This window comes from Amycolatopsis sp. NPDC047767, assembly GCF_040704195.1.
GTDB lineage: Bacteria > Actinomycetota > Actinomycetes > Mycobacteriales > Pseudonocardiaceae > Amycolatopsis.
In genome coordinates, this window is sequence record NZ_JBEYSJ010000007.1 from 319,324 (window position 1) to 335,729 (window position 16,406).

Below are 16,406 nucleotides of genomic sequence, written 5' to 3' on the forward strand. Positions count from 1 at the left end.
GGTGAGGGAATGCGCGTCCTCGCCTTCCTCGACGGAAACCTGGCCGACCCCGACGCCGCCCACCTTCGCGTGGACGACCTCGGTTTGCTGCGCGGAGACGGGGTGTTCGAGACCATCCTCGTGGCTGATAAAAAACCGCGAGAAATGCGTCCGCACCTCGACCGGCTCGCCCGTTCCGCGGCGATGCTGGAGCTGCCGGCGCCCGACCTCGCCGCGTTCGAGACGGCCGCCCGCGCCGTGATCGACAACTGGGCCGGTGGCCGGGAAATCGCGTTGAAACTCGTGTACACGCGGGGTGTCGACGGGGATCCGGCCGGCACGCCGACCGCGTTCGCGATCGGCATGGAGATCGACGAGAAGGTGCGCCGCGCCCGAGCCGAGGGCGTCGCCGCGGTGACGCTGGAGCGCGGCTTCGGACCCGACGTCGCCGAGCGCGCGCCGTGGCTGTTGCTGGGCGCGAAGACCGTCTCGTACGCCGTGAACATGGCCGCCCTGCGCGAGGCCGGACGTCGCGGCGCTCAGGATGTGATCTTCACCGCTGCCGACGGTTCCGTGCTGGAAGGCCCCACGTCCACGGTCGTGCTGGCGCGCGAGCGCACGCTCTACACGCCGCCGTCCACCGTCGGGATCCTGCCGGGCACCACGCAGGCGGCCCTGTTCCGCGGTGCGGAGAAGGCCGGCTGGACGGTGAAGGTGGAGCCGTTCTCGGCCGCCGACCTGGCGACGGCCGACGGGGTGTTCCTCGCGTCGTCGGTCCGGCTCGTCACCCGCGTCCACACGCTGGACGGCAATGCGCTGCCCGACTCGGCGGAGCTGCACCGCGAACTGGTGGCGGCCTACGAAGGCGAGTACTGAGCCGGCGCCGCACTGATCACCACGGCGGACGCGCGTACGCCTTCGGCCTCGTAGGCGGCGATCTTGTGGTGCCCGTCCAGGATCAACGGCCGGGCGCCGGACAGCACGACGGCCACGGGACGGTGGCCGGTCCGGATCGCCGTGCGGTAGTAGGCGACGCGCGCCTCGTCGTCGGGCGGCCAGGTCGCGGTGGGCACGAGCGGCTCGTCGGACTCGAGGCGGGCGGGGCCGTCGACCTGGTAACAGCCGTCGACGAGCAGGGCCAGCAGGTCACGCAGGGTCTCCGCCAGCGGACGCCGCAGCTGGCCCGTGGCCAGCGCGATGCGCAACGACTGCGGCAGCTCCACCCGAGCGCCACCGCTCGGTTCCAGGACCCTGTTCAGTTCCAGGACACCTGTCCCACCCGTGACCGTTACCCGTTCCACGCCCATCAAGACGAGCGGAACCGCACGGAGGTTCCAGGGCGTGCCCGCGCGAGTGCGCCGAGTGACCCGCGTCTCACCGCGGCGGCCACAACGGGCGATCGGGCCCGATCGCGACCCCTGCATCCAGTTCCACGATCGGGCACGGGTCAGGGGCTGGCTCGGTGAGTTCGTCGCCGACGTGGCGGCCCGCCGAGGCGGCGGCGTCCCGCTGCTCCTCACGGTGAGCCGCTCGGCCTGACCGGGTCAAGACGAGCGGAACCGCACGGAGGTTCCCGGGCGTGCCTGCGCGAGTGCGCCGAGGGAACCGCGTCTCACGACGGCGGCCACCGGGTAGCCGCCGGTCGTGGGGTGGTCCGCGAGGAAGACGACGGGCCGGCCGCTCGGCGGGACCTGGATCGCGCCCGTCAGGAGGCCTTCGCTGGGCAGTTCGGCGGTGTTCGCGCGGTGCAGCGGTGGGCCGTCGAGACGCAGGCCGACACGGTTGGACTCGGGCGTCACGGTCCACCAGGCGCCGAGGCCCTCGGCGAGGTCGGTGAACCAGTCGTCGCGCGGGCCGAGGACCACGGGCACCACGAGCCGTTCGGGGGTCGCCGGAGCGACCACGACGTCGGCTCCCGCCGGCACTCCGGTGACCGGGCCGAGCGGCAGCGAGACGCCGTCTTCCAGCGGTTCCGGCCCGATGCCCGAGAGGACGTCGCGCGAACGGCTGCTCAGCACCGGCTCGACGGCGATCCCGCCCGAAACCGCCAGGTAGCTGCGCAAACCGGCCGTCGGGCGGCCGAGCGCAAGCGTTTGCCCCTCCCGTAGCGAGACGGCCGAGTGGGAACCGACGGGCCGGTCGTCCACCTGAACCGGCACGAGGGGTCCCGTCACGGCGAGGGTGCACGGCGCCGTCGCCCGCACGGTCAGCCCGCCCAGCAACGCCTCGATCCCGGCCGCGTCCTCGGGGTTGCCGGCCAGGCGGTTGCCCAGGCGCAGGGCGTCGGCGTCGAGCGCGCCGGACGGCGGCACGCCGAGGTGCGCGTAGCCGGGCCGGCCGAGGTCCTGCACCAGTGCGAGCGGTCCCGTGTGGACGATCTCCAGCGCGCGCATCACACGCTCCGGAAGCGCACGCGGTCGCCGGGCGCGAACAGCGCGGGCCGCTCGGCAGCAGGGTCGAACAGCGTCGCGTCGGTGTGCCCGAGCAGCCGCCAGCCGCCGGGGGACTCGCGCGGGTAGACGCCGGTGAACTCCCCGCCGATGCCCACGGACCCGGCGGGGACCTTCGTGCGCGGGGACTCGAGGCGGGGCTGCTGCAACGCGTCCGGCAGTCCGGTCAGGTAGCCGAACCCGGGCGCGAAGCCGGTGAACGCCACGGTGTACTCGGCTTCGGTGTGCAGCTTGACGACGTCGGCCTCCGACACCCCGGCCTCGCTCGCCACGAGTGCCAGGTCTTCGCCGTCGTAGTGAACGTCCAGCGTGACCTCGCGCGGCGACCCGGCGGGCGGGTGCGTGAGGTCGGCGCCGTCGAGCAGGTCCCGCACTGCCTTGAGGACGGACGACCCGGGCTCGGCCACCACGAGCAGGCTGCGCGCCCCGGGCACGAGCTCCGCGATCCCGTCGATCCCGGCGGCCTCGACCGTGGCGCGGGCGGCCGTCATCTGCGCGAGCGAGTCGCAGTCGAGCAGGGCGGCGTGCTCGCCGCAGGGCCGCCAGAGCATGGACAGAGCGTACTGTGCCGATCGTTGCCAATCCGGCCACAGACACGGCCGAATGGCTTCGTAGCAACGGTTACGTGCCGCGTGGGGTCGGCCTGCTGTTGGCCGGATTGGTAAAGGCCCTGCTCAGCCGACGACGCGGTGCAGCAGCGCCGACGCGTGCGGCTGCATCTCCTGGCCCATCATGGCGCGCTCCTCGACGTAGCCGAGGCTGCCTTCGATGAGGCCGTAGAGCCGCTGCGCCGCGGTGACGTCCTTGGCCGTGGCCGTGCGGATCACCGCGTCGGTGCCGAGCTCCCACGACGTCTGGTTGCGCGGCTTGCCGTAGTAGAGCTCCACGATGCCGGAGCTGTGCGTGAGCAGCAGCTCGATCGTGTCGTCCTCCTGCGGCCGCCAGAACCCGCTCTCGCGGGCGGCGGGGCGGATGACGTTGCCCTCGTCGTCGAGCAGCCACGCGCGCGCCTCGTGCGTGAGGAACGGGCGGCCGTCGTGTGCGATGGTGAGCTGCTGCGCGAACTTGACCGGGCCGTCGATGGTCGGGTAGTCGACCTCGCCCTCACCGCGCCAGACACCGACCATCGGCAGCAGCGCGAGGCACGCGTCGTTCAGGTTCGGGCCCTCGCGCAGGTTGGCCGTGTCGTTGGGGATCGGCAGGTCGTCCCACAACGGCAGGTTGCGCGTGCGCGTGCTCGCCGCACGCTCCTCCGCGGCCGCGATGGCTTCGTCGCCACTGGCGGTCATGGCGCTCAGCGCTGGTCGGCGTACAGCCGGTAGACGACGTAACAGGCGAACCACACGACGGCGACTGCCGCCAGGGCCAGCAGGATCGTAAACAGGGTCTCCACAGCGAGGAGAATAGTCGGCCCGGCGCCTTCAGTCTCCGTGCAGGGTCGTCGCGGTGAGCACAGTCACGAAGAGCGGCAGGTTGACGAAGAAAATCACCGGCCGGCCGAACCCGGCGCGTCCTGACTGAAGACATGTGAAGGGCCCCTGGGGCAAACCCCAGGGGCCCTTCACAAAGCGCGCGTCAGCCGACCGAGATCGCCAGCTGGTGCAGGCCCGGGCCTTCCGCGGTGACGGAGGCCTCGCCGTTGCCCGTGCGGTGCAGGGCACGCACCGTCCACGAGCCCGGGGCCGCGTAGAAGCGGAAGTCGCCCTCCGGGGAGGCGACCACCTCGCCGGTGAAGTCGCCGCCGCCGTCGAGGAGGCGGACGAAGGCGCCACCCAGGGGGCCGTCGGCGCCGGTCACCTTGCCGGCCAGGACGACCTGGCCGTTGGTGTCGAAGTCAGCGGGCGTGGCCACCTGGACCGGGGCGCCGCAACCGTCGTCAGCCATTCACTTCGCTCCCAACTCGACGGGCACGCCGACCAGCGAGCCGTATTCCGTCCACGAACCGTCGTAGTTCTTCACGTCCGAGTAGCCGAGCAGCTCGTGCAGCGCGAACCACGCGATGGACGAACGCTCACCGATGCGGCAGTACGCGATGGTCGCCTTGGACTCGTCGATGCCGGCCTCGGAGTAGAGGTCCTTGATCTCGTCCTCGGTCTTGAAGGTGCCGTCCTCGTTGGCGACCTTGGCCCACGGCACGTTCAGCGCGCCCGGGATGTGGCCCGGCACCTGCGACTGCTCCTGCGGCAGGTGCGCCGGGGCGAGCAGCTTGCCGGAGAACTCGTCCGGCGACCGCACGTCGACGAAGTTCTTCTCGCCGATGGCCTGCACGACCTCGTCGCGGAACGCGCGCAGCGACAGGTCCTGCTCCTTGGCCTTGTACGTGGTCGGCTCGCGCTTCACGTCGTCGGCGTTGAGCTCACGGCCGTCGAGCTCCCACTTCTTGCGGCCGCCGTCGAGCAGCTGCAGGTTCTCGTGGCCGTAGAGCTTGAAGTACCAGTACGCGTAGGCGGCGAACCAGTTGTTGTTGCCGCCGTAGAGGACCACGCGGTCGTCGTTCGAGATGCCCTTCTCCGACAGCAGCTTCTCGAAATCGGCCTTGTTCACGAAGTCACGGCGCACGCCGTCCTGCAGGTCGTTGCGCCAGTCGAGCTTCACCGCACCGCGGATGTGCCCGGCGTCGTAGGCGGTCGTGTCCTCGTCGACCTCGACGAACACCACACCGGGCGTGTCCAGGTTGTCCTCGGCCCACTGGGTGGTGACCAGGGCGTCTTCACGGCTCATGGAAGCGAACATCTCCTTCTGGGGTTTGGCAGTGCTAGGAAGCCCGCGCGGGGCTGAAGCGCTTGAGCAGCAGGTACATCTCGCAGCCGAGGCAGAAGTTGAACGCGCCGTTGAGGAACGCGGCGAACAGCGCGAACGCCGTCGCGACGATGCCGAGCGGGGTCACGCCGGCGACGAAGCCGATCGTGCCCACGAGCGCGAACACGAAGCCCACGGCCTGCGCGAACCGCAGCGGCGCCGCGTCCTCGCGCTCGGTCGGCGGGCCGAGCCGCGGCGCGACGAGCGCGCGGTAGAGCACCGAGTACGGCGCCGGCTTCAGACCGATGAACGCGCCGATCGCGAACACCACGGTCTGCAGGGCCAGCAGCGGCCACCACTGCGTCACGAGCACCACAGCGAGCACGATCGTGGTGATGATCGCGGCGAACCGCGGGCCACGCGGGTCGACAGCCGGTCCGGCGGGCATGGATCCTCCTGCTGAGGGCGAGGCGAGGGGCGTGCGAAAGGCACACGGCGACGGGTGGAGCGAACCGGCGCGAGACGTCGTTCAGCGTCGGCGCGAGGCGCGCGGACACAAGCTGCTGCGCACGCGGCACAGGTCCACCGCGCGGCGCTGCGTCAGGAGGGTGATGGGCAGCTCGTCCACGCCGCCGAGGGTACCCAGTGCTCCAACACACTGGGAACCGCGTTCACACCTTGGGACGAGTCCCGGAGTCTGGGAAACAGCCGGTGACGGCTTCAGCTGACGTCCGCTTCGGCCAGGTGCGGACGCAGGGCTTCCAGCAGCTCCGGGCCCTTCGGCACGCCGCCCACGCGCAGCAGCTCGCGGCCGTCGGCCGTCAGGGCGAGCGTGGTGGGGGTGCGCAGCACGGACAAGGCGTGGGCGACCTCGGGCTGCTCGGTCACGTCGAGGTCGACGTGGTGCAGCCCCTCGGTCTTGTCGGCCAGCGACGACAGGATGGCGCGCGTGTGCCGGCACGGCGCGCAGAACGTCGTCGAGATCTGCACGAGCGTGACGGCCGCGGCCGGGTCGAGCGCTTCGGCGACCGGAGCGGGCAGCTGGGCGAGGTCGCGGGCCGCGGCGGCCGGTTTGGCCGCGCGCACCCGGCCGTTGCGCGCCTTGAGCAGCACGCCGGCCACGACCGCGACCACCAGCGTGGCCAGCAGGACCCAGACTCCGGTCACCGGGCACTCACCCCTTCGACGTCGACAGATCCGAGAAGTTCACGTTGGTCGCCTCGCCCTTGATCGTCACGGAACCGCTGTCCACGCGCACCGCGGTCGGGGTGACCGAAAGCGGCAGCGTGCTCGTGTCGATCGTGGCGCGGAAGTTCGGCAGGAGAGCCTTCTGCACTGAGTCGGGAACGACGGTGGTCTCGTGGTCATTCCCGAACTGCAGCCGGTGGGGGGTGATCGTGATCGTCTTGCCCTTGAGCTCGATCAGCGCGAAGCAGAAGATCTCCACCTTCTGCCCGGCCACCTGCACGTCGCCCGACAGGCGTATGCCGGCGGTGTTGCCGTCCTGCGGCTCGCCCGCCGCGTTGGTGGGCGTCGGGTCCGGCTCCTGGCCCTGGTCCGTGTCGCCGTACTTGACGTAGGCCTCGGTGCTCTGGTCGATGCGCAGGTTCTGGATCTTGTCCAGCGGCGAGATGCGCGCGATGTCCGAAGCCTTGATCGTCACGGCGCCGGTGAGCTTGCCGATCTTCACGTTCTTCGTGTTGCCCGCGGTGAGGTCGGACAACGGCGCTGTTACGTCTTCGAGTTCCGCGCTCACGCCCAGATCACGGAGTTCACCGCCGACGGGCACGCCGTCGGCCGACACGGTGATGTGACTGTAGTCACCCGAGAGCGCCTGCGTGAGGAACGGGAATCCGTGGATGTCGACCGACGGGTCGTCGGTCAGGCCGAGCTGCTCGCGGGCCTTCTGGGAGATCGTGTGCTCGGCGAACGCGGCGGCCCCGAAATCGGCTCCGACCAGCAGGATCACGATGACCCCGAGCACGATCACCCAGCGGCGGACGCGCCGTCCGCGACGCCGGTTGTCCGGCCGAGGAGCCGGTCGGTCGTCCCGCGTCACGGGCCTGCTCACCATCGCTTCGGTTCTCCTGTTCGTCGGGGGCCGGGGCGTCTTCCGGGGTCGCGCCGGGTGTGATCGATCCAGCACGAGCTAGGTGACGTGTTGTTCACCCGGTATTCTCACTCAGCACCGACCAAGGCCCACGTTCGAGGCCGTGCGCCAGGCCCTGACTTTGTGAAGGCGGTGTGGCTCCATGAGCCTGGACCTTCTGGTACTTACCGCGGAAGCCGACCCCACCTCTGTGCTTCCCGCGCTCGATCTGCTGCCCCACACCGTACGCGTCCGCGAGCCCGAGGTGACGGCCCTGCTCGACGCCGGGCACCGCGACGTCATCCTGCTCGACGCGCGCAGCGACCTCGCCTCCGCGAAGAGCCTGTGCCGCCTGCTCAAGGGCGCCGGCGACGACGAGGCGAGCACGCCCGTGATCGCCGTGGTCGGCGAGGGCGGCCTGGTCGCCGTGAGCTCCGAGTGGCGCACCGACGACATCCTGCTGCCGACTGCCGGCCCGGCCGAGGTCGACGCGCGCCTGCGGCTCGTGACGACCCGCGACGGCGTCTCCGGCCAGGTCGAGGCCGAACTGCGCGTGGGCGACCTCGTGATCGACGAGGCCACCTACACCGCGCGCCTGCGCAAGCGCACGCTCGAGCTCACGTACAAGGAGTTCGAGCTCCTGAAGTACCTCGCGCAGCACGCCGGGCGCGTCTTCACCCGCGCGCAGCTGCTGCAGGAGGTCTGGGGCTACGACTTCTTCGGCGGCACGCGCACGGTCGACGTCCACGTGCGGCGCCTGCGCGCCAAGCTGGGCCCGGAGCACGAGCAGATGATCGGCACGGTCCGCAACGTCGGCTACAAGTTCGAGCGCCCGGCGAAGTCCGGTGCCAAGCAGTCGGCGCCGGCCATCGAGTCCGCGCCCGAGTACACCAGCCACTGACGCGGGTCCGATTCCCCCAACGAGCCCCTTCACGCGACGCCGCGCGTGGGTAATGTCGGCTTCGTGGCGGAAACAGAGCTGACGGGCTGGACGGCCGAACTCGAGGCGGGCGCGGCGGAAGCCGTGCGTGAGGTGCTGCTCGCGGCGAAGGCCGCCGACGGGCGGCCCGAGGTCGACGCGACCGGTCCGTTGCCGCGGGAGTTCGCGGGCGGGCTGCACCTGCTCGCGCGCCTCGACGGCAAGCCCGCCGGCTACGCGCACCTCGACACCGAGGGCGACTCGTACGGCCGCCAAGTTGCGGAGGTCGTGGTGCATCCCGGCTACCGCCGCCGCGGTGTCGGCACCGCGCTGGCCCGCGAGCTCGACGCGAAGGCGGCCGAGGGCGCCCGCGTCTGGGCCCACGGGGACAGCGCCGCGGCCGCCGCTCTGGCGAAGGACTTCGGCCTGGGCCGGCAGCGCGAGCTGCTGATCCTGCACGTCGAGGTCGAAGGCGCCGACTGGCCGGAACCTGTGCTGCGCGAAGGACTGCGGCTGCGCACCTTCGTGCCGGGGCAGGACGAGGAGGCCATGATCGCCGTCAACGCGCGCGCGTTCGACTGGCACCCGGAGCAGGGCGCGTTCAGCGTCGACGAGCTGCGCGCCGAGGAACGGCAGTCGTGGTTCGACCCCGCCGGCTTCTTCCTGGCGGAGAACGAGAAGGGCGAAGTCGTCGGGTTCCACTGGACCAAGGTGCACGAGCCCGTGCCCGGCCGGTTCGGCGGTGAGCCGGTCGGGGAGGTCTACGTCGTGGGTGTCGATCCGGGCACGCAGGGTGGCGGTCTCGGCAAGGCATTGACGCTCGCGGGCCTGCGGTACTTGCGCGAGAAGGGACTACGGCAAGTAATCCTTTACGTGGAAGGTGACAACGCACCGGCACTGGCGGTCTATTCGAAACTGGGGTTCACGCGTTTCGAAACCGACGTCCAGTACGGTCGGTAGTCACCATCGACCGCGTGCGCGGCCCGTGTCACTTTCTGCGTACATGCAGGTCACGGCAGGGACACGACACCCTTTCGGCGTAGTCACCCTGCTCACATACGGTGCCTTGTTCACTTTGCGTTCATGTGAGCAAGGGGGACCGTCCACCGGGGCTGCCTAATGTCCGGATCCGGCGCGCTGAGATGCGTGCCGATCCGGCGAAGTCTCCGAGTGGAGGAAATGCAGTGAAGATCATGCGGCCCCTTGGTGCCGTGGGCATCGTGGCGAGCGCCGCCCTGGTGCTCGCCGCCTGTGGTAGCGACCCTGCGGCGAGCAACAGCAGCAACTCCAGCTCGGCCGCCGCCCCCGCCGCCACCGGCACCGCGCAGGTCGACTGCGGTGGCAAGAGCCCGCTGTCCGGTGAGGGCTCGACGGCGCAGAACAACGCCATCGACGTCTTCAAGCTCGCCTACGGCAAGCAGTGCAGTGGCCAGCAGGTCAACTACACCGCCAGCGGTTCGGGCGCGGGTGTCAAGCAGTTCAACGGCAACCAGGTCGACTTCGGCGGCACGGACTCCCCGGCCACCAAGACCGACCTCGACGCCGCCAACAAGCGCTGCGGTGCCCCGGCGTGGAACATCCCGCTGGTCGTCGGCCCGGTGGCCGTCGGTTACCACCTGCAGGGCGTCGACAAGCTGACCCTCACGCCGTCCGTGATCGCGAAGATCTTCACCGGCGCGATCAAGAACTGGAACGACCCGGCCATCAAGGCCGTCAAGGGCAACGAGAGCGTCACGTTCCCGGACAAGGCGATCCAGGTCGTCTCCCGCTCGGACGAGTCGGGCACCACCGACAACTTCCAGAAGTACCTCGGTGCCGCGGCCCCGGCCGACTGGACCAAGGGCGCGGGCAAGAAGTTCAACGGCGGCGTCGGCAACGGTGCCTCCGGCTCGAACGGCGTCGCCACCACGGTCAAGGGTGCCGACGGCTCGATCACGTACGTGGAGGGCGCGTTCGCCAAGGACGGCGTCACCCCGGCCCTGATCGACAGCGGCTCCGGCGGCGTCGAGCTGTCCGCCCAGAACGTCGCGAAGTCGCTCGACGCCGCGACCTTCCTGACCCCGGGCTCCAACGACCTCGCGCTCGACCTGAACAAGATCTACGCGAGCAACACCCCGGGTGCCTACCCGCTGCTGCTCACGACCTACGAGCTCGTGTGCTCGAAGTACTCGAACCCGGACGTCTCGAAGGCCCTCAAGGCGTTCCTGACCGTTTCGGCCACGACCGGCCAGCAGCAGCTGTCGGCCAAGGGCTACGTGCCGATCCCGCAGAGCCTGCAGGACAAGGTGCTGACGGCCATCAAGGCGATTTCCTGACCTATCCTCGACAGGTCTGAGTAGTAAGAAAACGCAGGACAGAACCAGTCGATGAGCGAGTCATCCTCGACGCGAACGCCCACCGGCATCCCCGGTGGGCGTTCGTCGTCCGCCCGAGCGTTCCCGGAGGATCCGATTTCGGACACAACATCCGCGCCGGCGCCCGAAAGGCCACCCGCGCAGGAGAAGCCGAAGAAGGTGCGGGCCGGTGACCGCATCTTCCAGAACCTGACCACCGGGGCCGGCATCTTCATCGTCGCGCTGATCGGCCTGATCGGGATCTTCCTGATCATCCAGGCCATCCCGGCGCTGAAGGTCGACAAGGTCAACTTCCTGTTCAACCACGGGTGGTCGACCAACGACCCGACGAACATGGCGTTCGGCATCGCCGACCTCGCCGAGGTCACCGTGGCGACCTCGCTGGTGGCGCTGATCATCGCCATGCCGGTTTCGCTCGGCATCGCCCTGTTCCTCACGCAGTACGCGCCGAAGCGGCTCGCGCGCGGGTTCGCCTACGTCATCGACCTGCTGGCCGCCGTGCCGTCGATCATCTTCGGCCTCTGGGGCATCATCGTGTTCGCCCCGGCGATCGAGCCGTTCTCGCTGTGGGTGAACTCCACGTTCTCGTGGTTCCCGCTCTTCGCGCCGGGCAACGTGCAGCCGAACGTGCGCGGCACGATTTTCACCGCCGGCATCGTGCTGGCGGTGATGATCCTGCCGATCATCACGTCGCTCTCGCGCGAGGTCTTCGAGCGCACGCCGACCCCGCACATCGAAGGCGCGCTGGCGCTGGGGGCCACCCGCTGGGAAGTCATCCGCACCACGGTGCTGCCGTTCGGCAAGGCCGGCTACGTCGGCGCGTCCATGCTGGGCCTCGGCCGCGCGCTCGGTGAGACGATCGCGCTCGCGGTCATCCTGCTCATCCCGCAGGGCCGCAACTTCGACTGGAGCCTCTTCGACGGCGGCGCGACGTTCGCGTCGAAGATCGCCGCGAACTACAGCGAGTTCAACAACGCCACCTCCGCCGGCGCGTACATCGCGGCCGGTCTGGTGCTGTTCGTGCTGACGTTCCTGGTGAACTTCGCCGCCCGGTCCGTCATCAGCAGGAAGGCGGACTGAGCATGTCCACAACGCTCGAACGTCCCGCTGTGACACCTGCGTTCCAGCAGGTGAGCCTGGTCCGCAAGGCCAAGAACGGCTTCGCCACCGTGCTCGTGTGGCTGGCGTTCCTGGTCGCCGTCGTGCCGCTGGTGTGGGTGCTCTACACCGTGATCGTCAACGGCATCAAGCGGATCCCGTTCTCGAACTGGTGGACCGAGGACTTCGGCTCCGTGCTCAGCGACGAGGTCGGCGGTGGTGTCCTGCACGCCATCATCGGCACGTTGGAGCAGGGCCTGATCTGCGCGATCATCGCGGTGCCGATCGGCCTGTTGGTCTCGATCTACCTGGTGGAGTACGGCCGCGGCAAGCTCGCGAAGGCCACCACGTTCATGGTCGACATCCTCTCCGGTGTCCCGTCGATCGTGGCCGCGCTGTTCATCTACGCGCTGTGGATCACCACGCTCGGCCTGCCGCGCAGCGGTTTCGCCGTGTCGCTGGCGCTGGTGCTGCTCATGATCCCGGTGGTCGTCCGCTCGTCGGAGGAGATGCTGCGGATCGTGCCGGACGACCTGCGCGAGGCGTCCTACGCGCTGGGCGTGCCGAAGTGGAAGACGATCATGAAGATCGTGCTGCCGACGGCGCTGTCCGGCATCATCGGCGGCATCATGATGGCGCTCGCCCGCGTGATGGGCGAGACAGCGCCGCTGCTGGTCCTCGTGGGCTACTCGGCCTACGTGAACTGGAACCCCTTCGACGGCGAGCAGGCCGCACTGCCGCTGGTGATGAACAACGAGCGCGTGACGAACTCGCTCGACCCCGGGAGCGTCGGCTTCGACCGCATCTGGGGCGCGGCGTTGACGCTGGTCATCATCATCGCGATCCTGAACTTGCTCGCCACCCTGCTCTCCCGGCTCCTCGCCCCGAAGAAGAAGTGAGTCATGGCCAAGCGAATCGACGTCAAGGACGTAGACATCTACTACGGCAAGTTCCACGCCGTGGACAGCGTCACGCTGAACGTGCCGCCGCGCAACGTCACCGCGTTCATCGGGCCGTCGGGCTGCGGTAAGTCGACCGTGCTGCGCACGCTCAACCGGATGCACGAGGTGATCCCGGGTGCGCGGGTCGAGGGCGAGGTGCTGCTCGACGGCGAGGACATCTACGCCTCCGCCGTGGACCCGGTGCAGGTGCGCCGCACGATCGGCATGGTGTTCCAGCGTCCCAACCCGTTCCCCACGATGTCCATCAAGGACAACGTGGTGGCCGGCCTTCGCCTGGGCGGCACCAAGAACCGCAAGCAGCTCGACGAGATCGCCGAGCGCGCGCTGCGCGGTGCCAACCTGTGGAACGAGGTCAAGGACCGGCTCAACAAGCCGGGTGGTGGCCTCTCCGGTGGTCAGCAGCAGCGGCTCTGCATCGCGCGGGCCATCGCGGTGCAGCCGGACGTGCTCCTGATGGACGAGCCGTGCTCCGCGCTCGACCCGATCTCGACCCTCGCCATCGAGGACCTGATCGGTGAGCTCAAGAAGGAGTACACGATCGTCATCGTCACGCACAACATGCAGCAGGCGGCGCGGGTTTCCGACCAGACGGCGTTCTTCAACCTCGCCGGCGTCGGCCAGCCCGGCCGGCTGATCGAGCTGAACGACACGGAGAAGATCTTCTCCAACCCGGACGAGAAGGCGACCGAGGACTACATCTCAGGCCGGTTCGGCTGATCGTTCTCTTTGGTCCGCGGTAAAACCGGCCCCTCCGTCCGATATGGACGGAGGGGCCGGTTCATTGTTCGCTCAGCAGTCGCGCGAGACGGCTTGGCGGGCCGCGGTGACGGCGGCGTTGTCGGCGGCGATGACCGCCGCGTTGGCACCGATGGCCTTGGCCGCGTCGATTGCCTTCTGCGCGTTGACGAGCCGCGCCTTGTCCAGTGCGCACGTCGAGCTCGCCGAGGCGGGGGCCGGCTGAGCGGCTGCCGCCTCGGCGGCCGGGACGGCGAAGAAACCGGCCGCGACCAGTCCGAGGGTGGCCGCGACCAAACGCTTGGTGATCATTGTTCTCCTTCGCAGTTCCGCGTAACCCGCGGAATCCGGTGTCAGCGAGGAGAAACTAACGTCGGCCCAAGATCGAAGTGGACGGTCGAGCCGCCTTCTGATCGAAGAGCCTTTGTGGACTGACCGCGTGGTCAGACGTTGAGGTCCTCGTCGGAGTCGTAGCCCGGCATGCGGCCGGTGACCACGAAGATCATGCGCTTGGCGACCGAGACCGCGTGGTCGGCGTAGCGCTCGTAGAAGCGGCCGAGCAGCGTGACGTCGACGGCCGCGGCGACGCCGTAGGGCCAGTCGCGGTCCATCAGCACGGTGAAAAGGTGACGGTGGATGTCGTCGACCTGGTCGTCCTCGGTCTCGAGGTCCTTGGCGGCGTTGACGTCCTTGGACTTGATGACCTGCTCGGCCTGGCGGGCGAGCTTCACCGCGGCGCGGCCCATCTCGGTGAAGTACGGCTTGACCGACTCCGGCAGCACCGCTTCGGGGTGGCGACGCCGCGCGGCCTTGGCGACGTGCAGGGCGAGGTCGCCCATGCGCTCGAGGCTCTCGGCGGCGTGGATGGCGGCGAGCACGGTGCGCAGGTCCGTGGCGACGGGCGCCTGGAGGGCGAGCAGCGCGTAGGCCTGCTCCTCGCACTCGGCTCGCGCGTCGTCGACCTTCGCGTCGTCGCTGATCACCTGCTCCGCGAGGCCCAGGTCGACCTCCAGCAGTGCCTTGGTGGCCAGCTCCATGGCTTCGGCGACCTGAGCCGACATGGCGGCCAGGTTCTCGGCGAGCTGTTCGAGTTCGACATGGTAAGCCTCACGCATGGAGACACCCTACGACGCGCGTTGTCCGAATACCGCATCGCCGGGTGAACCGCACGTGAATCCGGCCTAACGAATCCCGTGGGTCAGCCTTCGGTGCCCTTGCTGTCGATCTTGGCCGAGTTGCCCGCGTTGGCCGCGTTGGCCGCGGTGGTGGTCTTTTCACCGGGCAGCGGGGTGTTGTCGCGCAGGGCGTCGAACAGTGAGTCCGTTCTGGACTGCACGAGGACCTCGTTGCCGCGCTTGTTGGCGGTGCCGGTGGTGGGCACGGTCATGAAGTTGATCTTGGACGGGTCCACGCCGCGCATCGACTGGGCGAGCGTCATCATCTGCTGCACACCGAGGTTGTCGCCGAAGGTGGCCTTCGCGAACGCCGTGATGAAGCCGGACAGCTTGGCCGGGTCGAGGACGACGTCGGACGACATGACCTTCTTCAGCAACGCCCCGATGAACGCCTGCTGCCGCTTGATGCGGCCGTAGTCGGACGTCGGATCGCCCTTCACGTGGCGGGCGCGCACGTAGTTGAGGGCCTGGTCGCCGGAGATCGTGACGTCGCCGGTTTCGAGGAGGACCTTGCCGAGCACCTCGTCGTCGATGGGCTTCTCGTTGTTGATGGTGACGCCGTGGACCGCGTCGACCATGTCCTTGAAGCCGTTGAAGTCGATGCCCACGAAGTGGTTGATGCGCAGGCCGGTGATCTTCTGGATCACCTTGGTGACGCACTGCGGGCCACCCACGGCGTACGCGGTGTTGAGCTTCGCGATGCTCTGGCCCGACACGACCTCGTCGGTGGTGGCGGACTTCGAGGGGTCCCAGCGGTTGCAGTCGGGCCGGTTGATCTCGAGGTCGCGCGGGAACGAGACCACGACCACGCGCTTCCGGTCGGCCGGCACGTGGGCGACCATCACGGTGTCCGAGCGGGCGCCGGGGTTGCTCTCGGCGGTACCGACGCCTTCTTCCGCGGAGGCGCCGTCGCGGCTGTCGGAGCCGACCATGAGGAAGTTCTCGTCGTTGGCCTGGGCGTCGGCGTTGCGGATGTCGGAGGAGTTCTCGTCGAGCGCCGAGACCTGCGTGAACTTGGCGTCGAACCAGTTCACCGCGCCCCAGGCCACACCGGTGCCCAGGAAGACCAGCACGGCCAGCACGATGAGCACGATCCGCCCGATCCGGACGGTCCGCTCGCTGTGGCGCTGCTTCTTCTCCTGCAGCCGGGTCTGCGGGGCGCGCTCTTCGGGGTTCTCGTCGTCGGCGTCGGCCGGGACCGCCTTCTGGATCCCCGTGGGCGCCACCACGCGCTGCAGGGCCGTGCGCGTCTGCTCGAACAACGCGACGGGCCGCGCGGTCAGCCGCGCCATCCGCTCGCGTCGCTTGTCCTCCTCCGCCAGCATCTCGTCGTGGGCGGCCGAGAAGCGCGCGAGGGTGTGGTCGATCTTCCGGCGGTACTGCGTCGCCTCGTCGATCGCCTCCATCTCGTCCGTCATGGTCAACGGATCGAGCTCCGACCGCGCGGGCACCCCGGCGGGCCGCGCCGGCGTCCGACGCTGGCGCGGCGGCCGTTTGCCGTCGACGGGCGGGGTGAGCTGGGTGCGCTCCCCGACGGGGGAGGTGAGCTGGGTGCGCTCGGCTCCCGGCGCGGCTTCGTTGTTGTGGTCGGCTTCCGCGCCGGGGTCGTTCTCGTCGAAGCCGTCGGCCGCGAGGCTTTGGTCTGCGCCGGGCACGCCGGTCTTGCCAGGCATGCCGGTCTTGCCATTGACGGCGCCGTTCGGCCCGGGCCGGCCATTCGCGCCGGCCTGGGGCCGCCGCTTGCCATTCGTCCCGGCAGCACCGTTGGCTCCCGGCACGCCGTGCGGCCCGGAGGTGCCATTCGGTCCCGGCTTGCCATTCGTCCCGGCAGCACCGTTGGCTCCCGGCACGCCGTGCGGCCCGGAGGTGCCATTCGGTCCCGGCTTGCCATTCGTCCCGGCAGCAC

At 69.5% G+C, this 16,406-nt stretch carries 20 protein-coding genes; 7 read left to right on the forward strand and 13 right to left on the reverse strand.

The features are described from left to right. Positions 1 to 9 precede the first annotated feature (9 nt). Positions 10 to 855 (forward strand): aminodeoxychorismate lyase, encoded by an 846-nt coding sequence (locus tag AB0878_RS16235; RefSeq protein WP_366580487.1) that lies wholly within the window; start codon positions 10 to 12, stop codon positions 853 to 855. Here the strand turns inward: AB0878_RS16235 and AB0878_RS16240 are convergent. From AB0878_RS16240 to AB0878_RS16285, 10 genes are all read right to left on the reverse strand, one after another. Further along, positions 837 to 1,280, reverse strand: a complete 444-nt coding sequence (locus tag AB0878_RS16240) for a hypothetical protein (RefSeq protein ID WP_366580565.1) — start codon at positions 1,278 to 1,280, stop codon at positions 837 to 839. The two genes, AB0878_RS16235 and AB0878_RS16240, sit on opposite strands and share 19 nt — an antisense overlap. Before the next feature lie 243 nt (positions 1,281 to 1,523). Then, on the reverse strand, positions 1,524 to 2,372 hold the full coding sequence (locus AB0878_RS16245; RefSeq protein ID WP_366580489.1) for a biotin-dependent carboxyltransferase family protein: 849 nt from the start codon (positions 2,370 to 2,372) through the stop codon (positions 1,524 to 1,526). After that, complete coding sequence (gene pxpB, locus AB0878_RS16250; RefSeq protein ID WP_366580491.1) at positions 2,372 to 2,980, reverse strand: 5-oxoprolinase subunit PxpB; 609 nt, start codon at positions 2,978 to 2,980, stop codon at positions 2,372 to 2,374. Before pxpB ends, AB0878_RS16245 begins: the two co-directional genes overlap by 1 nt. Positions 2,981 to 3,103: 123 nt before the next feature. Beyond that, positions 3,104 to 3,718 carry an FABP family protein gene (locus AB0878_RS16255; protein ID WP_366580492.1) on the reverse strand — a complete coding sequence of 205 codons (615 nt, stop codon included), beginning with the start codon at positions 3,716 to 3,718 and terminating at the stop codon, positions 3,104 to 3,106. Between the two features lie 286 nt (positions 3,719 to 4,004). Further along, positions 4,005 to 4,313 (reverse strand): DUF1416 domain-containing protein, encoded by a 309-nt coding sequence (locus AB0878_RS16260; RefSeq protein WP_366580494.1) that lies wholly within the window; start codon positions 4,311 to 4,313, stop codon positions 4,005 to 4,007. Continuing rightward, the gene (locus AB0878_RS16265) at positions 4,314 to 5,150 is read right to left on the reverse strand and encodes a sulfurtransferase (protein WP_366580496.1); all 837 of its coding nucleotides are present in this window, start codon (positions 5,148 to 5,150) and stop codon (positions 4,314 to 4,316) included. A 34-nt stretch (positions 5,151 to 5,184) separates the two neighbouring features. Next, positions 5,185 to 5,616: a DUF4395 domain-containing protein gene (locus AB0878_RS16270; protein WP_360597889.1), complete on the reverse strand. Its 432-nt coding sequence runs from the start codon at positions 5,614 to 5,616 to the stop codon at positions 5,185 to 5,187. Positions 5,617 to 5,697: 81 nt separating this feature from the next. Next, positions 5,698 to 5,796 (reverse strand): putative leader peptide, encoded by a 99-nt coding sequence (locus tag AB0878_RS16275; RefSeq protein WP_366580498.1) that lies wholly within the window; start codon positions 5,794 to 5,796, stop codon positions 5,698 to 5,700. Positions 5,797 to 5,888: 92 nt separating this feature from the next. Next, the gene (locus tag AB0878_RS16280; RefSeq protein ID WP_366580500.1) at positions 5,889 to 6,335 is read right to left on the reverse strand and encodes a thioredoxin family protein; all 447 of its coding nucleotides are present in this window, start codon (positions 6,333 to 6,335) and stop codon (positions 5,889 to 5,891) included. 7 nt (positions 6,336 to 6,342) lie between these two features. After that, on the reverse strand, positions 6,343 to 7,242 hold the full coding sequence (locus AB0878_RS16285; protein WP_366580501.1) for a DUF2993 domain-containing protein: 900 nt from the start codon (positions 7,240 to 7,242) through the stop codon (positions 6,343 to 6,345). A gap of 178 nt (positions 7,243 to 7,420) precedes the next feature. On the opposite strand from AB0878_RS16285, the gene AB0878_RS16290 reads away from it, so the two are divergent. From AB0878_RS16290 to pstB, 6 genes are all read left to right on the forward strand, one after another. After that, on the forward strand, positions 7,421 to 8,158 hold the full coding sequence (locus AB0878_RS16290) for a response regulator transcription factor (protein WP_366580503.1): 738 nt from the start codon (positions 7,421 to 7,423) through the stop codon (positions 8,156 to 8,158). Between the two features lie 78 nt (positions 8,159 to 8,236). Next, the gene (gene mshD / locus AB0878_RS16295) at positions 8,237 to 9,136 is read left to right on the forward strand and encodes a mycothiol synthase (protein WP_366580567.1); all 900 of its coding nucleotides are present in this window, start codon (positions 8,237 to 8,239) and stop codon (positions 9,134 to 9,136) included. A 224-nt stretch (positions 9,137 to 9,360) separates the two neighbouring features. Next, complete coding sequence (gene pstS, locus AB0878_RS16300; protein WP_366580505.1) at positions 9,361 to 10,491, forward strand: phosphate ABC transporter substrate-binding protein PstS; 1,131 nt, start codon at positions 9,361 to 9,363, stop codon at positions 10,489 to 10,491. 198 nt (positions 10,492 to 10,689) lie between these two features. Then, positions 10,690 to 11,610, forward strand: coding sequence for a phosphate ABC transporter permease subunit PstC (pstC, locus tag AB0878_RS16305; RefSeq protein WP_366580569.1), 921 nt, complete (start codon positions 10,690 to 10,692; stop codon positions 11,608 to 11,610). Between the two features lie 2 nt (positions 11,611 to 11,612). After that, positions 11,613 to 12,527: a phosphate ABC transporter permease PstA gene (gene pstA, locus AB0878_RS16310; protein WP_366580507.1), complete on the forward strand. Its 915-nt coding sequence runs from the start codon at positions 11,613 to 11,615 to the stop codon at positions 12,525 to 12,527. A gap of 3 nt (positions 12,528 to 12,530) precedes the next feature. Beyond that, positions 12,531 to 13,307: a phosphate ABC transporter ATP-binding protein PstB gene (pstB, locus tag AB0878_RS16315; protein WP_364051854.1), complete on the forward strand. Its 777-nt coding sequence runs from the start codon at positions 12,531 to 12,533 to the stop codon at positions 13,305 to 13,307. A gap of 72 nt (positions 13,308 to 13,379) precedes the next feature. Here the strand turns inward: pstB and AB0878_RS16320 are convergent, their stop codons facing one another. The 3 genes from AB0878_RS16320 to AB0878_RS16330 all read right to left on the reverse strand — a co-directional run bounded on the left by AB0878_RS16320 (position 13,380) and on the right by AB0878_RS16330 (position 15,951). Next, on the reverse strand, positions 13,380 to 13,637 hold the full coding sequence (locus AB0878_RS16320) for a hypothetical protein (protein WP_366580509.1): 258 nt from the start codon (positions 13,635 to 13,637) through the stop codon (positions 13,380 to 13,382). A gap of 131 nt (positions 13,638 to 13,768) precedes the next feature. Further along, the gene (gene phoU, locus AB0878_RS16325; protein WP_366580510.1) at positions 13,769 to 14,440 is read right to left on the reverse strand and encodes a phosphate signaling complex protein PhoU; all 672 of its coding nucleotides are present in this window, start codon (positions 14,438 to 14,440) and stop codon (positions 13,769 to 13,771) included. Positions 14,441 to 14,523: 83 nt separating this feature from the next. Further along, positions 14,524 to 15,951: an LCP family protein gene (locus AB0878_RS16330; RefSeq protein ID WP_366580571.1), complete on the reverse strand. Its 1,428-nt coding sequence runs from the start codon at positions 15,949 to 15,951 to the stop codon at positions 14,524 to 14,526. Positions 15,952 to 16,406: the final 455 nt, after the last annotated feature.

What these genes read in the sequence shown, in the direction of transcription:
- AB0878_RS16235 (WP_366580487.1), top strand. Translation starts at nt 10, where the DNA reads ATGCGCGTCCTCGCCTTCCTCGACGGAAACCTGGCCGACCCCGACGCC.
- AB0878_RS16245 (WP_366580489.1), bottom strand. Translation starts at nt 2,372, where the DNA reads ATGCGCGCGCTGGAGATCGTCCACACGGGACCGCTCGCACTGGTGCAG.
- pxpB (WP_366580491.1), bottom strand. Translation starts at nt 2,980, where the DNA reads ATGCTCTGGCGGCCCTGCGGCGAGCACGCCGCCCTGCTCGACTGCGAC.
- AB0878_RS16255 (WP_366580492.1), bottom strand. Translation starts at nt 3,718, where the DNA reads ATGACCGCCAGTGGCGACGAAGCCATCGCGGCCGCGGAGGAGCGTGCG.
- AB0878_RS16260 (WP_366580494.1), bottom strand. Translation starts at nt 4,313, where the DNA reads ATGGCTGACGACGGTTGCGGCGCCCCGGTCCAGGTGGCCACGCCCGCT.
- AB0878_RS16265 (WP_366580496.1), bottom strand. Translation starts at nt 5,150, where the DNA reads ATGAGCCGTGAAGACGCCCTGGTCACCACCCAGTGGGCCGAGGACAAC.
- AB0878_RS16270 (WP_360597889.1), bottom strand. Translation starts at nt 5,616, where the DNA reads ATGCCCGCCGGACCGGCTGTCGACCCGCGTGGCCCGCGGTTCGCCGCG.
- AB0878_RS16285 (WP_366580501.1), bottom strand. Translation starts at nt 7,242, where the DNA reads ATGGTGAGCAGGCCCGTGACGCGGGACGACCGACCGGCTCCTCGGCCG.
- AB0878_RS16290 (WP_366580503.1), top strand. Translation starts at nt 7,421, where the DNA reads ATGAGCCTGGACCTTCTGGTACTTACCGCGGAAGCCGACCCCACCTCT.
- pstA (WP_366580507.1), top strand. Translation starts at nt 11,613, where the DNA reads ATGTCCACAACGCTCGAACGTCCCGCTGTGACACCTGCGTTCCAGCAG.
- pstB (WP_364051854.1), top strand. Translation starts at nt 12,531, where the DNA reads ATGGCCAAGCGAATCGACGTCAAGGACGTAGACATCTACTACGGCAAG.
- AB0878_RS16320 (WP_366580509.1), bottom strand. Translation starts at nt 13,637, where the DNA reads ATGATCACCAAGCGTTTGGTCGCGGCCACCCTCGGACTGGTCGCGGCC.
- phoU (WP_366580510.1), bottom strand. Translation starts at nt 14,440, where the DNA reads ATGCGTGAGGCTTACCATGTCGAACTCGAACAGCTCGCCGAGAACCTG.